At 39.8% G+C, this 13953-nt stretch carries 13 protein-coding genes; 11 read left to right on the forward strand and 2 right to left on the reverse strand.

Translation table 11 applies throughout. The annotated features are described in order from the left end of the window. Window positions 1-35 precede the first annotated feature (35 nt). Window positions 36-293, reverse strand: a complete 258-nt coding sequence (locus MLC52_RS04735; RefSeq protein ID WP_151900584.1) for an EscU/YscU/HrcU family type III secretion system export apparatus switch protein — start codon at window positions 291-293, stop codon at window positions 36-38. Then, window positions 290-1222: a flagellar hook-length control protein FliK gene (locus MLC52_RS04740; protein ID WP_434581447.1), complete on the reverse strand. Its 933-nt coding sequence runs from the start codon at window positions 1220-1222 to the stop codon at window positions 290-292. The genes MLC52_RS04735 and MLC52_RS04740 overlap by 4 nt, the downstream gene beginning before the upstream one ends. Before the next feature lie 257 nt (window positions 1223-1479). Here MLC52_RS04740 and MLC52_RS04745 point away from each other — a divergent pair, with 257 nt between their 5' ends. The 11 genes from MLC52_RS04745 to MLC52_RS04795 all read left to right on the forward strand — a co-directional run bounded on the left by MLC52_RS04745 (window position 1480) and on the right by MLC52_RS04795 (window position 13934). Then, on the forward strand, window positions 1480-1908 hold the full coding sequence (locus MLC52_RS04745) for a hypothetical protein (protein WP_151900580.1): 429 nt from the start codon (window positions 1480-1482) through the stop codon (window positions 1906-1908). After that, window positions 1908-2426 carry a thiamine phosphate synthase gene (locus MLC52_RS04750; RefSeq protein ID WP_434581448.1) on the forward strand — a complete coding sequence of 173 codons (519 nt, stop codon included), beginning with the start codon at window positions 1908-1910 and terminating at the stop codon, window positions 2424-2426. Before MLC52_RS04745 ends, MLC52_RS04750 begins: the two co-directional genes overlap by 1 nt. Before the next feature lie 71 nt (window positions 2427-2497). Next, complete coding sequence (locus MLC52_RS04755; protein ID WP_151900578.1) at window positions 2498-3094, forward strand: TetR/AcrR family transcriptional regulator; 597 nt, start codon at window positions 2498-2500, stop codon at window positions 3092-3094. Beyond that, window positions 3072-3977: a hydrogenase gene (locus tag MLC52_RS04760; RefSeq protein WP_434581449.1), complete on the forward strand. Its 906-nt coding sequence runs from the start codon at window positions 3072-3074 to the stop codon at window positions 3975-3977. The genes MLC52_RS04755 and MLC52_RS04760 overlap by 23 nt, the downstream gene beginning before the upstream one ends. After that, the gene (locus MLC52_RS04765) at window positions 3955-5256 is read left to right on the forward strand and encodes a nickel-dependent hydrogenase large subunit (RefSeq protein ID WP_434581450.1); all 1302 of its coding nucleotides are present in this window, start codon (window positions 3955-3957) and stop codon (window positions 5254-5256) included. The genes MLC52_RS04760 and MLC52_RS04765 overlap by 23 nt, the downstream gene beginning before the upstream one ends. A gap of 135 nt (window positions 5257-5391) precedes the next feature. Continuing rightward, the gene (locus MLC52_RS04770; protein WP_226069083.1) at window positions 5392-6627 is read left to right on the forward strand and encodes a hydrogenase small subunit; all 1236 of its coding nucleotides are present in this window, start codon (window positions 5392-5394) and stop codon (window positions 6625-6627) included. Next, a complete protein-coding gene (locus MLC52_RS04775) occupies window positions 6627-8405 on the forward strand; it encodes a nickel-dependent hydrogenase large subunit (RefSeq protein ID WP_151900574.1) in 1779 nt (592 codons plus the stop codon). The genes MLC52_RS04770 and MLC52_RS04775 overlap by 1 nt, the downstream gene beginning before the upstream one ends. 11 nt (window positions 8406-8416) lie before the next feature. Continuing rightward, window positions 8417-9151, forward strand: coding sequence for a cytochrome b/b6 domain-containing protein (locus MLC52_RS04780; protein ID WP_434581451.1), 735 nt, complete (start codon window positions 8417-8419; stop codon window positions 9149-9151). Window positions 9152-9192: 41 nt separating this feature from the next. Then, complete coding sequence (locus MLC52_RS04785) at window positions 9193-11118, forward strand: Kae1-like domain-containing protein (protein WP_434581452.1); 1926 nt, start codon at window positions 9193-9195, stop codon at window positions 11116-11118. Beyond that, window positions 11096-13384: a carbamoyltransferase HypF gene (hypF, locus tag MLC52_RS04790; RefSeq protein WP_434581453.1), complete on the forward strand. Its 2289-nt coding sequence runs from the start codon at window positions 11096-11098 to the stop codon at window positions 13382-13384. Before MLC52_RS04785 ends, hypF begins: the two co-directional genes overlap by 23 nt. Then, window positions 13377-13934, forward strand: coding sequence for a hydrogenase maturation protease (locus MLC52_RS04795; protein ID WP_434581454.1), 558 nt, complete (start codon window positions 13377-13379; stop codon window positions 13932-13934). Before hypF ends, MLC52_RS04795 begins: the two co-directional genes overlap by 8 nt. Window positions 13935-13953 lie beyond the last annotated feature (19 nt).

Here is a 13953-nt window from a genome sequence, read left to right on the forward strand (position 1 = left end):
ATATGATAACAATATCATATAACCGCTTAATTTGTTTATGATTTTTCTCTTGTAACTGAATAAACAAAGCTAAAAACTTCAGCGATAGCCTTATACATCTGCGGAGGTATTTCTTTGTCAAGTTCCACCTTGGACAACAGTTCCACTAAATCTTCGTCTTTTTTGAGAGGAACACCGTTTTCTTTGGCAAGCTGAATGATTTTTTGTGCTGTTTTGCCTTCCCCTTTGGCACTCACAAGAGGTGCCTGGTTTTTTTCTTTGTTGTATTTGAGTGCGACTGCTTTTTCTTTCATGCTTTTACCTCAAATCCCATTTCCAGGTCGTCATTTATCTGTTTTTCGTAATCATTTTGATGGATGTTAACAAAGCGAATCTCTTTTGGCAGGATGTTTACATGTAAAAGCTGTTTTTTCAGGTTTTGCAGATTGCTTTGCAGGAGAGATTTCAGTGTTTCATTTTGGGTACTTATATTTATACTGAGTTGATTGTCCTGAAAAAGTGCCAGTCTCAGGTCAAGCTCTCCGTAGTTTTTGAGCTGCAAATGGATATCGCAAAAAAATTTATTGTTTTTTGCATTTTTTACAGTTATATTCCCCTCTTCAAGTTCATCCCATACATAAGGGAGATAAAGCGATGAGGCATTTGCCAGGTGCGAAAGCAGTTGGCTGTAATCTATCTGAAGCAGAAGTTTATCTATATGTTTGAGTATTTCGTGTTTATTTGGCTGTGATGAATTCGTCAATGCTTCATGGGTTTGCAAAAGAACAGCCTTCAAGTCCGATGAAAAAAGTTCTTTTGGGCTTTGTGAATTTTTTATGTTTGCTTCTAAAAAAATACCGGAATTTTGCAGTTTTGTTTTTAGCTCTTTTGGGTTTATCTCTTTGATATCTGTTAAAAAACCTTCAAGTGTTTTTTCCAAGGGCAGCGGATTTTTGTTCTGTTGTAAGGTCTGTAAGAGTTCTTTGAGTGTCGAGTTTATGTTTGTCAAATTTTTCAGTGTCGGATTGTTCTGCAGCAAATCAAGCAAAAGTTTATCCTGTTTTGCTGTTGAATTGACAGAGCGTTGCAATAAAGCTTCTAAGACGGAGCCCAAATCTTTTGACTGTGTCAGCGTCTGCATCTCCTGAGGCGAGGCACTTTTCAATACCTCCGCCAATGCTTTGTTTGTATTTGGAAGGATTACATGTAACTGTTTGGAGGAGGCATTGTTTAATTTTATCATAGCCTAAGTTTATCATACTTGAGTATAATACGCAAAAAACAGATGTTTTCTCGGAACCGGTACTTCAGTGCCGGCTGAGAGTGGCAAGATTATTGCAACAGCCGGCACTGAAGTACCGGTTCCAAAAAATGCTTAACTTAAGGGTAGTGAGGTTTTAATTTAGGCTTTAGTCTTTAAAGCCTAAAAGACGAAGCGAAAGCATCGTTTCCCGAAAACATAAGAACTTTTACAAAAATTATAAAAAACAGAGAGAGAAAATGGATAAAAAAATAGAAAAGATTTTAGATATCTGGCATAAACATTTTGCAAAAGAAGCAAATCAGTATTCGGAGTATGAACCCTCGGATATTGAATACTTTGTAGGCTGTATGCTGTATAACCATTTCGCTTTTTCCAAAGCACATCACAACCTTAAAACTATGGATTTGAGTTATGATTTTTTGTCTGCCTGCGGGGATGAATATGAGATGATACAAAAGATGATAGCCGAGATAAAGTTTGAAGATGAAACAGAAGCTTTGGCATTTTTGCAAAATTATATAGAAGAGGCAAAAGCAAAATATACAAAACCAGAACTTTATTTGCTTGACAGGCTGGATTATCATGTCAGTGCAATGGCAGAGCGTTATGCAAAAAATGTGGATGTGCAGAAAATAGATTTTCAAAATCCTTTGTTGAAAAAATAATGAAAAAGTATCTCATAACATCCGCTCCTTCTTATTTTCAACTCAGAAAATATATGCCTGATTTTGCACTCTACCGTGACAAAAAGAATGAAAACTACGCCATAGAAGCACAAAACTTTGTGCAGATGTGCAAGCCCCTGCACGAACTCAAGGTGTTTTTGCATCAAGATTATAACTTGGCTAAGGAATTGGGTGCAGATGGTGTGCATTTGACCTCCCAGCAGTTTGATGATATTGCAAAGGCAAAAGAACTGGGGCTTGAAGTCATCATCAGCACACATACGCATGATGAAGTACATGTAGCCGAGGCGATAGGAGCTGATTATGTGACATACAGTCCCGTATTTTCGTCTCCGGACAAGGGTGAACCCAAAGGTGTGCAGGATTTACAAAGCATAGCAGGGATGACAGATGTCAAAATTTTTGCTCTTGGCGGGATTGTCACGCAAGAGCAGATTGATGCGATAAGTGAAACAAAGGTCTACGGCTTTGCTTCTATACGTTACTTTTTAGGCTGATTTAGGTAGATAATTTTTGCACTTACACTGATAAGGTGCTATAATCAGAAAATATAATTATTGGGAAGAGTATGGCAAGAACAACAAAAGAAGAGCGTAAAAACGGAATAATTTCTGCGGCACTGGAACTTTTTTCTGAAAACGGATTTTATATTACAACCATTCCTGACATAGCAAAAAAAGTCGGTATGAGTGTCGGTAATTTTTACAACTACTTTAGTTCAAAAGATATTCTGGCAAAAGAACTCATTATGTATATCTCTGAATATTTGGGCAAAAATATCCGTGCTATCAATGAGAGTGATATAAGCACACAGGAAAAAATTGAAAAAATTGTCTCCATGTATTTTGATACGGCCAAAGAGCGGCCGGAAATGATAGAATATTTTTTGCGTGTCTATCTTTCAAACAGGGAAGTGTTTAAAGACGGATGCGAGGGAATGATATGTGTTTCTCCTTTTATTACGGAAATGATGATATTTTTTGAAAAGGGTGTGGCTTCAGGTGAGTTGCATGATCAGGATTTCTTCTCAGCTTTTGGGCTTTTCATGGGCTATCTGGGCGGTATGGTATTTCTTTACGGTGAGAAAATTCTTCCTGAACCATTGGATGATTATAAACAGTCAATTTCTGAGAACATTTATAATGCACTCAAAACAAGAACATAAATTAAAGGTTTTTTGGCTGCAGGGCCTTACATGTAACGGGAATGCCCACTCTTTTTTAAATCTGGATTATTTAGGCGAACTTTTAGAAAAGACAGAATTTTTACAGCATCCCCTTTTACCCTCAAAATACGCTTTAAGCGAAATGGCAGAGTGCAAAACAGGCTGTGATGTTTTGATATTTGAAGGGGCATATGATCCGTCTTTAAAAAGGGCAGGTGTTTTTGTAGATAAAATACTCCGCCATTATGCAAAAAATGCCAAATACATTATAGCAGTCGGTACCTGTGCCAGTTTTGGCGGCATATTCAAGGCAACTTCTCCCCAGACAAATTCCGGTATACTGTTTAATGAAGCAGATAAAAACGGTCCTCTGCAGGAATATAATGCAAAAATAATCAACCTGTCCGGGTGCCCGGTTCATCCGGAGTGGCTTGGTTTCACACTGAATATGATTATTGACAGGCGCAAGATTGTTCTTGATGAAGAGCACAGACCACAAGAACTTTACAGCTCCCTGGTGCATCACGGCTGCACACGAAACGAATATTTTGAGTGGAAAGTGGATGCAAACCATTTTGGAGAAAAAGAAGGCTGCCTGTTTTACAAGCAGGGTTGTCGTGCACCGATGACACACGGATCATGCAATACAATTCTCTGGAATGGTGTGAACTCCAAAACAAGATCGGGAACACCCTGTTTTGGCTGTACAGAGAGTGACTTTCCTAGAACAAATCTTTTTGAGACAAAAACAAATATGTCCATACCGGCAGATGCTCCTGTCGGTGTACCAAAGAGAGCCTACCTGACTGTAACAGGTATTGCAAAAACATTCCACATAAAACGACTTGAGGAGCCTCTGATTGATTACAAAAACAATACTTGAACAGATAGAGGGTGAAGCCTCACTCTATTTTGATATGAAAGGCAATATCGTCGATTTTGTAACCATAGCCTTTCCGCATTTCAGAGGTATGGAAAAGATGCTTGAGGGCAAAAATGCTATGGATGCTTTGGTAATTACCCCAAGAGTGTGTGGTATTTGCGGGCATTCCCATCTTTTGGCAAGTGTGCGGGCAATAGAAGATGCCTATAAAAACAGCGATTCTGTTGTTGAGATAACAAACAAAGCAGCAAAGGTACGTGAAATAACACTGGTTTTAGAAATTATTCAAAACCATCTGAAATGGATATATTTGGTGCTTGTGCCGCATCTCAAAGAACTTTCAGAGTCCGAAGAACTGCTCAATACTCCGCTTAAAGGAGCTTACGGAGCCTCTTTGGCAACAAAAATCCTGGCAATTTTTGCCGGACAGTGGCCGCATTCCTCTTATATGGTTCCCGGAGGGATTACAAGTGATTTTACCTATGTGGACCTTACAAAGGCAAAAAGTCATTTGCAAAAACTGACAGAGTATTTTGAAGCAGAGACTTTAGGCGTGAGTGTTGAGGAGTTTTTATCTTTTGAATCATGTAAAGACTTTGCACCGCTTGAGAGTGATTTTGCAAAAATTGAGCAGTTATTGATAGATTTGGAGATGCACAAAAAAGGTCATGCAAAAGATACATTTTTAAGTCTTGGCATACATGAGTTTTCTCATGCTGCAAAAGTAAAAGGGACGAAGCTTTTCAAGGTGGCTTCCAAATATGTAGAGACACAGGATGCCTATGCGCCGGATGAGAAGAGTTATGCAAAAAATGCGCTTTATAAAAACCAGTTTTACGAAACAGGTCCGCTTGCACGTTGCATGGCAAAAGAGTTTAAACTCATAAAAAATATGCACAGAAGATTTAAAGACAGTGCCTATACCCGTGTTATGGCACGCATTTATGAGACCGCATATCTTCTTGGATTTTGCAAAAAACTTTTGGATGAAGTAGATGTAAGCGAAAAATCATGCGTAGAGAGTGCTGCGCTTAAAAATATTTCTGCAAAAGGAGAGGGTGTTGTGGAAGCACCCAGGGGACCGTTAATTCACAGAGTAGAAATAGAAGGCGGGATTATAAAGTCTTATGAAATCATCACTCCGACACAGTACAATATAGCAAGCGCTACAAAAGAAAATCCTTCCCCCGCACAACAGGCAATGCTGCATTGCTCACAGGCAGATGCAAAATTCATATTTCGCACTTTTGATGTCTGTTCTGTGTGTACTACTCACTAGTTCAGACAGCTGTTTAGTTCTAAAACCATATAAGAAAAATATAAATTTAGTTCAATTTAATAAATATTATATTTGTTTAAGTTATTCTTTTGTAAGATAGTGAATGATTATTCATTTATAGAGAAGGAGTCAGCTATGGCGGATAGAATTGAAGGTGTAAAAAAACTCTTTACATCAAAAAGTGCACGCGTTGAGACAAACAAAGGGGATGCTTATTATGAAAAGCTGTTTGAGAAGTGTCAAGCCCGTATTGAAGAGTTAAAGACGCAACAACCGATTAATAACAGATTGGACATTACTGATGTTTTGGAGATGCAGGGAATCGAGAGAAGGGATTTTTTAAAGTGGGCAAGTGCAGTAACCGGTATGCTTATGCTTCCGGCTTCTTTTACTCCGCTTGTAGCTGACGCTGCGCTGCTTATGAACAGAGCGCCTGTTATCTGGCTGGAACTCTCAGACTGTGCCGGAAACTCTGAGGCATTACTGCGTTCAGACGGACCGAAAATTGATGAAATTGTGCTTGATATCATCTCTTTGGAGTTTCATGAAACACTTCAGGCCGCCTCTGGGCATCAGGCTGAAAAACAGCTTGAAGATGCGATGGAGACTTTCAAAGACAAATACCTTCTGTTTGTTGAGGGAGCGGTACCGCTTGGTATGAACGGACAGTTTGGAACTATAGGTGCAAGCGGTGAGACTATGCATGACCACTTGTTGCGTGTGGCAAAACATGCAGCTGCTGTTGTTGCAGTCGGAAGTTGTGCGACTTTTGGAGGAGTGCCTGCGGCTGCTCCAAATCCGACAGGTGCGGTAGGTGTGATGGATGTCATACAGGGCAAACCTCTTATCAACATTCCTGCCTGTCCTGCCAATCCTGCAAATATGGTAGGGGTTATCTTGCACTACATCCTAACCGGACAGGTTCCGGAACTGGATTCACTGCTTCGTCCGAAGTTTGCTTTTGGTTATAGAATTCATGACAACTGCGAAAGACGGGCGCACTTTGATGCAGGTGAGTATGTGGAAGAGTGGGGTGACGAGGGTGCAAAAAACAACTTCTGTCTCTACAAAGTCGGCTGTAAAGGTCCAATGACATTCAACAACTGTTCCATAGTAAGATATAACGAGGGTGTGAACTGGCCTGTTGGTGTGGGCCGCGGATGTATCGGCTGTTCAGAACCGGATTTCTGGGATAAATATGCGTATGAGAGACCAATGGCAGATGCAAAAATTAAAGCACCTACCGGCGGTGTGGAAAAAACTGTTGATGAGTTTGGTTTGGGACTCTTGACCGCAGCGGGCATAGGTATAGGTATTCATGCAGTGGCCAGTGCAGTAGCAGGAAAGAAAGAAGATGGAGGAGAAGCATAATGGCAAAGAAACATATAGTAGTTGACCCTATAACAAGAATCGAGGGTCATTTAAGAATAGAGGCAATTATAGATGAGAACAATACAATTGTAGATGCGTATGCTTCCTCAACACTCTTTAGAGGGATTGAGACAATTTTAAAAGGCCGTGATCCACGCGATGCGGGATTGTTGGCTATGCGTATCTGTGGTGTTTGTACGGGAACGCATTATCAGCGAAGTATTGAGGCAGTAGAAGATGCTTTTGACATTACTGTTCCTAAAAATGCGCGTTTGGTGCGTAACCTTATTCAGGGGGCACTCTATATGCATGACCATTTGGTGCATTTTTATCACCTGCATGCACTTGACTTTGTGGATGTTGTTTCAGCACTCTCGGCAGATCCGAAAAAAGCGGCAAAAGAAGCAGAAAAATGGGCTGCAGTAGCCGGAACAGTCCCGTATGAAGGATATGGAGATCTCAAAGAGGTCCAAGAGAGAGTAGCCAAGTTTGTCAAACAGGGCCGTCTTGGAATTTTCGGGAATGGTTACTGGGGGAACAAACATTATAAACTGACTCCGGAACAAAACCTCATTGGTGTTGCGCATTACCTCAAAGCACTGGATATTCAAAGAGATATGGCAAAAATGCAGGCTATATTTGGCGGGAAAAATCCGCATCCTCAGTCTATAGTTGTCGGTGGGGTGACCTGTGTGCAGGATATTCAAAATCCTGCAAGAATTGCTTTGTTTAAACAGCTTTTGCAAGATACCACAAAGTTTGTCAAGCAGGCTTACCTTCCGGATGTTTATATGGCTGGAACAATGTATGCCGATGAGGCAACGGATTCGAAAGCAACATTTACTGAACTTATGCAGGGCAAAGGTGTCGGCGGAACCGGCGGAGGTCTGCTTAACTATATGACCTATGGTGATTTCAGACTTGACGATACCGGTTTTTACAAGGCAAAAACACTTTTTCCAAGCGGACTGGTTTATGGTGGTGATTTGTCAAAAGTTGAAGATGTTGATCCGCAAAAAATTGCAGAAGATGTTACACACTCATGGTATGCAGGTACAGGAAAACCCGAACATCCGTATGATGGTACAACCATTCCGGAATATACCGGACTTGATAAAAAAGAGGATGGCATAGCCTACCTTAAAACTGATGAGAAATACTCCTGGATCAAATCTCCGATTTATAATGATACCCGTGTTGAAGTCGGACCTTTGGCCCGTATGGTTGTCGGTGTTGCCAAAAAAGATGAGAGAATAACAAAATATGTCATGAACTTCTTAAAACGCGGTAATTTACCGACAGCGGTACTCTTTAGTACAGTCGGACGTACGGCAGCCCGTGCAATTGAGACAGAGCTTATGGCTGATGTTATGGTTGAGTGGGTAGATGAGTTGGCTGCAAATGCTGCAAGCGGAGATTTGCGAACATGGACAGAGTTTGATTTTGACAAAGTAAGTGTGAAGACAAAAGGAATGGGACTTGCCGAAGCACCTCGTGGAGCGCTCGGTCACTGGGTGAGAGTAGAAAACGGAAAAATTTCAAATTATCAGGCAGTAGTGCCTTCAACATGGAATGCTGCACCACGGGATTACAAAGGCCGTTTGGGAGCATACGAAGCAGCACTTATCGGTACAAAGGTGGCTGATCCTGAACAGCCTCTGGAGATTATACGTACCATTCATAGTTTTGATCCTTGTATCGCGTGTGCAGTGCATGTTGTTGATACAAAGGGTAAGGAACTCGGTGTCTATAAAATAGATACCGGTTGCAGTATCTAAGGAGAACAATTATGAAACCTAAATACAAACAAGTCAAAAGGATGACAGCTTTTATGCGGCTCAACCACTGGGTTGTCGCATTCAGCATGATAGGTGCGGTAGTAACCGGACTCTATATAGGGCATCCTTATTATCAGACACTGATTGCTGAGCCTGCTGTTATGAAGTATGTGATGGCATGGAACCGATGGGTGCATTTTATGATTGCAATCATATTTGACGTCAGCAGTATTGTCATCGCGTATCTTTATTTCTTTTCAAGATTTGAAAAACCATATAAAAAGATCATCCCGACGGCAGGAAACATCAAAGAGTTTTTTGAAGTTATCATCAACCTTGTTATGCTGAACCGCCGTAAAAAGTTTGATTCTACTCACAGTGACAGTTTCAATACTGTTTTCTTTTTGCTGTTTCATTTAATGCTTGCATGGATGCTTTTGACAGGACTGCAACTCTATGTACACGGGCTTGAATCCGGGCTGAGTTCTATAGGGTCATGGTGGCCCTGGATGTTGCATTTGGTGACAGACTGGACCCTGCCGGTTTCATCATGGATGATTGGTTCAACGGCAACGGGAACAAATATTATGGATGTGCGCATAGTGCATCATATGACTATGTGGTTTATCCTTTCCTGGGTGGCATTTCATATCTATTATCAGGTATGGCGTACCATATTTTGGAAAGAGGGAGACATTGGTATTGTTGTCAGCGGTACCAAATTTGTTAAAGAGAAAGAAGCATAGCGCTTCTTTCTGACACAGAAAAATCATTTTAAAGGCATTCAATGGCATTCATCTTGGAATTACACACAACATCTTCTCAAAACTATCTTTATAATACAGTCGTATCTATTGTAAAAACCTGTGATATTGTTGCGGACATATCGCAAAGAGAAGGAAAAATTATTTGTGCTTTTGCATCAGAACATGAAAATCTACAAGCGTGTCTTGATACAATTGCACAAAAACTGCCGGCTTCCATCTTTTTAAAAGCTTCCAAAAGTTATGCAAACGAGGAAGAAGTCTCTTCGAAGACAGAATTAAAGAATGAATACCCTTTAAACCTGGGACTTTGCCCCTCCTGTCAAAAAGAGATGTTTGATGTAAGCTCACGCAGATATTACTATCCTTTTACATCATGCAGCTGTTGCGGAGGCAATTACAGTTTTTTACATGCCTATCCTTATGCACGACAAAACACCTCTATGAAATTTGTTGTTCCCTGTGCATCGTGTAAGGAAGAGATGCAAAGTGCCGGTTTGAGAGAATCGCATCACATTAACAGCTGCCAGGAGTGTGGTGTACCGGTACGTCTTGTGAACAAATCGAGTGAACGCTATGCCAATGATGCAGGAAGTTTTCGTACGATGTTTGAGGTGGCGGCAAAAGCACTCAATGATGATAAAAAACTGCTCATAAAAACAACGATGGGATATCGTCTCTTTTACAAAGCCGATACAATGCATGATGACTCCGTGCTTATGATGATAAATGCGGCCAAAATAACAGACCATCTCTCCTTGATTACAGAGGAGTTTAATGCGCTGCTTGGTATTGAGCGACCGATCTTACATGTAACGCTTAAAAATGAAGCACTTAAAGAAAAGCTTGGACGCAATACTGCCTATGTAAAGTATCCTGATGACGGATTTTGTATTTTGCTGGGAGCAGAATTGCAAAAACTTGGCGTAGATTTTATTGCCTATGAAGATGCTGATGCTGCCTGTGAGGCTGATATGCTGATGGATTATGACCTTGAAATCAATCCGCAAAAAGACATGAGAGTCTTTTTAAACAAAGATGTCTCTTTTATTGCTCAGGGAGAGAGAGTCTCTTTCCCTTCACATAATCTGAAAAAACGAAATGTTTTGTCTATCGCTGACGAATATATCGGCTTTGCAAAAGAAAATAAGATGTTTTTTGATAAAATGCAACACTTTGACTCTTTACATGTAGAGCAAGTAAATGTCATAGAGGGGACAGAAGAAGTGTATCATCCAAATCAGCATATTTTTATGCCCGAAGAGGCTTCTTTTATGTCTGTGATTGCAGAACATGAGGTTTTCGGAGAAAAATGTGTCGGAGCCTATTTTGACGAAGAACCCTCTTTTTTGTATTATGACGGTAAAAATGTTCTCAGAGTTGTGCCTCCCAAGGCTTTTGATGGCAAAAACATCATAGAAGATATAAAAAATCTCAGAGAAGGGTCTGACAGACTTGTCGTCAATTTGGAAAAAAACATGCCCCGCATTTATAAAAAGCTGCTTCATCTGCAAAAGAAAAAAGATGTGAAGCTTTTTGAAGCAGTGGCAATTTTACTCGGAATTGAAGATGAAACAATGCGGGGCGTTGTCAATGAAGCGATGAAATTTGTAGGCAAAGGCGGTATCCAAATTGACACCCATGTAAGTGACAACCGTTTTGACCATGCGGCTTTTCTCTCAAGCATTATCTCATACCAGTTGGCTGATGTAAGTACTTCTATCCTCGCTTATTCCATATTTGAGAGTTTTGGGGATTATTTTAATGATATTTTACAGGAACTCAAATCCAAAACAAAAGCCCAACACATTGTACTGTGCGGAACACATTTTTCAAACCAGTCACTTTTTTCAAGAATGCAAAGAAATTTGAAAATGTCTCCGCCTCTTATGAACATGAATTATCCAATTGGCAAGGAGAGTGCTGTTGTCGGCGGAGTCTATCTGTAGAAAAAAGATATATATCAGCGGTATTGTTCAAGGTGTCGGATTTCGCCCGTTTATTTATGCCTTAGCCAACAGGTACAGGTTATGCGGCTTTGTTTTTAATGATGGAAATGGCGTTGTTGTTGAAGTACAGGGGGAAAACGAGACGCTTCTTGAATTTATCAAAGAGATTGATTTTTCAGCGCCGCCTTTGAGTAGAATAGATACGCTGGGCATTGAAGATATACAGCTCAAAAGTGATGATGGTTTTAGTATTGTAAAATCTAAAGACAGCGCTCTTTCAACAATGCTGAGCCCGGATATGACACTGTGTGATGACTGCAAGCGTGAAATGTTTGATAAGAAAAACCGCCGTTACATGTATCCTTTTATCAACTGTATCAACTGCGGACCGAGATATACCATTATAAAAAATCTTCCATATGACAGAAAAAACACCTCAATGCAAAACTTTACAATGTGCGATACATGTAAAGAGGAGTATGAAGACCCGACAAATCGTCGTTATCATGCGCAGCCGATTTCCTGTTATGACTGTGGACCAAAGTTGGAATTTGTATCTTTGATGGAAGAGTGTCAGGCTCAGAACAATGAGGCTGTAGAAAAAATATGTGAGTGTATAAAATCCGGTAAAACAGTGGCTGTCAAAGGATTGGGCGGCTTTCATCTTGTATGTGATGCAAGAAATGAAGAAGCAGTGATGCTTTTGAGAATTAACAAGCACAGACCAAGCAAACCGTTGGCTGTAATGTTTGAAAATATAGAGTCTTTACAAAAAATCTGTCAAGTTTCCAAGCGTGAAAAAGAACTCATAGTTTCAAAAGAGCGTCCTATTGTTTTGGTAAAAAAGAAAAAGCAGCAACAGGTATTATGCAAATACATTGCTCCGAATATAGACAAAATCGGTGCGTTCCTTCCCTATACACCCTTACATGAATTGATTTTAAAAAAACTCAAATTCCCCATAGTAGCCACAAGTGCAAATTTAAGTGATGAACCGATTATTCAAGATCAAAAAGAACTCTTTAAAAAATTGCCCCTTGTTGTGGAAGTATCGCTTAACCATGACCGTGAGATTATTAACGGCTGTGATGACAGTGTTATGATGCAGATTGCCGATCAAAATATCACATTACGGTTGGCACGGGGTTTTGCCCCACTGAGTTTTGTAACAAAGATACAAAAGAGTAAAAAAATCCTGGCACTCGGTGCACAGCAAAAAAGTACAATTACTTTGGCTTTTGAGGGAAATATTGTTATTTCACCTCATATCGGGGATTTAAATACAGTTGGCGCTATGGAGTATTTCAGGCAGACTGTGCAAACTTTTCAAAGACTTTATAATTTTCAACCTGACATTATTGTATGTGACAAACATCCAGGATATGAAACAACAAAATGGGCCAAAGAGTACATACAAAATCATCCCTTATGTGAACTTATACAGCTGCAGCATCATTATGCGCATGCTTTGGGTACGATGGCAGAGTATGCTTTGGATGAAGAAGTTTTGGCATTTTGTTTTGACGGTACAGGTTTTGGAGACGATGGAGTGTTATGGGGCGGTGAAGTGCTTTTGGCAACACCAAAAGCGTACAAAAGAGTCTGCCATATGGAAGAATTTTTTTTGATAGGGGGTGAAAAAGCGATAAAAGAACCAAAGAGAGTTGCTCTTTCCCTTTTGTTTGATATTTTTTCTCTTGAGGAAATAAAGAGTATGCCCAATGATTTTGTATCTTCTTTGGATAAAAAGGAGATACAAACGCTCTACCTCATGCGAAACAGGAGTATAAACTCTATACAGACTACTTCTGTGGGAAGACTCTTTGACGCTGTATATGCCTTGTGTGGTTTTTTGAATCCTTTAGGACACGAAGGAGAGAGCGGGATGATTATGGAGAGTCTTGCACGCGAATTTAAAACAAGAAAGAAGTATACTTTTGAGGTAAAAGATGATGTGATATCTTGTAAAAATCTTATCAAGGAGATACTTGCCGAAGAGAAAAAAGAGCTAATACCGGCAAAATTTATGAATGCTCTTGCTGCGATGATAATACAAATCAGCTTACAACATAAAAACAAAAGAGTAATACTCAGCGGAGGCGTTTTTCAAAACAGTTATTTACTGGAAAAAGTTGTGTCTCTTTTTCAAAAAAATCATATTAAATATAATATTGCATCAAAAGTACCGGTAAATGACGGTGGTATATCACTGGGGCAGGCCTATTATGCATTACATCAAAACAGTATCAAGGAAAATTATGAATAAAAAAGTAGCACTTATCGGAAGCGGCAATGCATTTTTTAAAGATGAAGGGGCCGGTCTGTATGCCGGAAAGTTTTTAAAAGAAAATTTTGATTTTGAACCGAAAATCGAAATAGTCGATGGAGGGACACTGGGCTTTAGACTAATGCCTCTTTTGCAGGAATATGATGCAGTCATTATTGTAAATACAGCCTCTGATAATATGAAAAAAACGGGAGAGATCAGTGTAAAAACTACTGATGAATTTTTAGACGGAGAGCTTGTCAAAAAAACTGCCAATGAAGTTGAAATTGCCGAAATGCTGCAAATTTGTTCTATGAGTGAAAAAATGGCAGAGACAACGGTCATCAGTATTGTTCCAGAGGATATTATATCGGTAGAAGTGGCATTGAGCGAAGCTCTTGAGTCGCATTGGCAAAACTATATCAGTGTTGTTTTGCAGACCTTGAAAAATATGGGAATTGTTGTAAAGGAAAAAGAAAAAAGATGCTCTTTGGAAGATATTTTACATATATTTGCCAATCCGAGTATAGAATTTAATCGTGGTTTTTAACAGGAATATAAGATAGAAT

It is taken from the genome of Sulfurimonas sp. NW15 (assembly GCF_051132285.1).
Taxonomy (GTDB): Bacteria; Campylobacterota; Campylobacteria; order Campylobacterales; family Sulfurimonadaceae; genus Sulfurimonas; species Sulfurimonas hydrogeniphila.

Bases quoted from the DNA above. Each gene is read 5' to 3' on its own strand.
- MLC52_RS04745 (WP_151900580.1), top strand. From the start codon at position 1,480: ATGGATAAAAAAATAGAAAAGATTTTAGATATCTGGCATAAACATTTT.
- MLC52_RS04755 (WP_151900578.1), top strand. From the start codon at position 2,498: ATGGCAAGAACAACAAAAGAAGAGCGTAAAAACGGAATAATTTCTGCG.
- MLC52_RS04785 (WP_434581452.1), top strand. From the start codon at position 9,193: ATGGCATTCATCTTGGAATTACACACAACATCTTCTCAAAACTATCTT.
- MLC52_RS04760 (WP_434581449.1), top strand. From the start codon at position 3,072: ATGCACTCAAAACAAGAACATAAATTAAAGGTTTTTTGGCTGCAGGGC.
- MLC52_RS04780 (WP_434581451.1), top strand. From the start codon at position 8,417: ATGAAACCTAAATACAAACAAGTCAAAAGGATGACAGCTTTTATGCGG.
- MLC52_RS04750 (WP_434581448.1), top strand. From the start codon at position 1,908: ATGAAAAAGTATCTCATAACATCCGCTCCTTCTTATTTTCAACTCAGA.
- MLC52_RS04770 (WP_226069083.1), top strand. From the start codon at position 5,392: ATGGCGGATAGAATTGAAGGTGTAAAAAAACTCTTTACATCAAAAAGT.
- MLC52_RS04735 (WP_151900584.1), bottom strand. From the start codon at position 293: ATGAAAGAAAAAGCAGTCGCACTCAAATACAACAAAGAAAAAAACCAG.
- MLC52_RS04740 (WP_434581447.1), bottom strand. From the start codon at position 1,222: ATGATAAAATTAAACAATGCCTCCTCCAAACAGTTACATGTAATCCTT.
- MLC52_RS04795 (WP_434581454.1), top strand. From the start codon at position 13,377: ATGAATAAAAAAGTAGCACTTATCGGAAGCGGCAATGCATTTTTTAAA.
- MLC52_RS04775 (WP_151900574.1), top strand. From the start codon at position 6,627: ATGGCAAAGAAACATATAGTAGTTGACCCTATAACAAGAATCGAGGGT.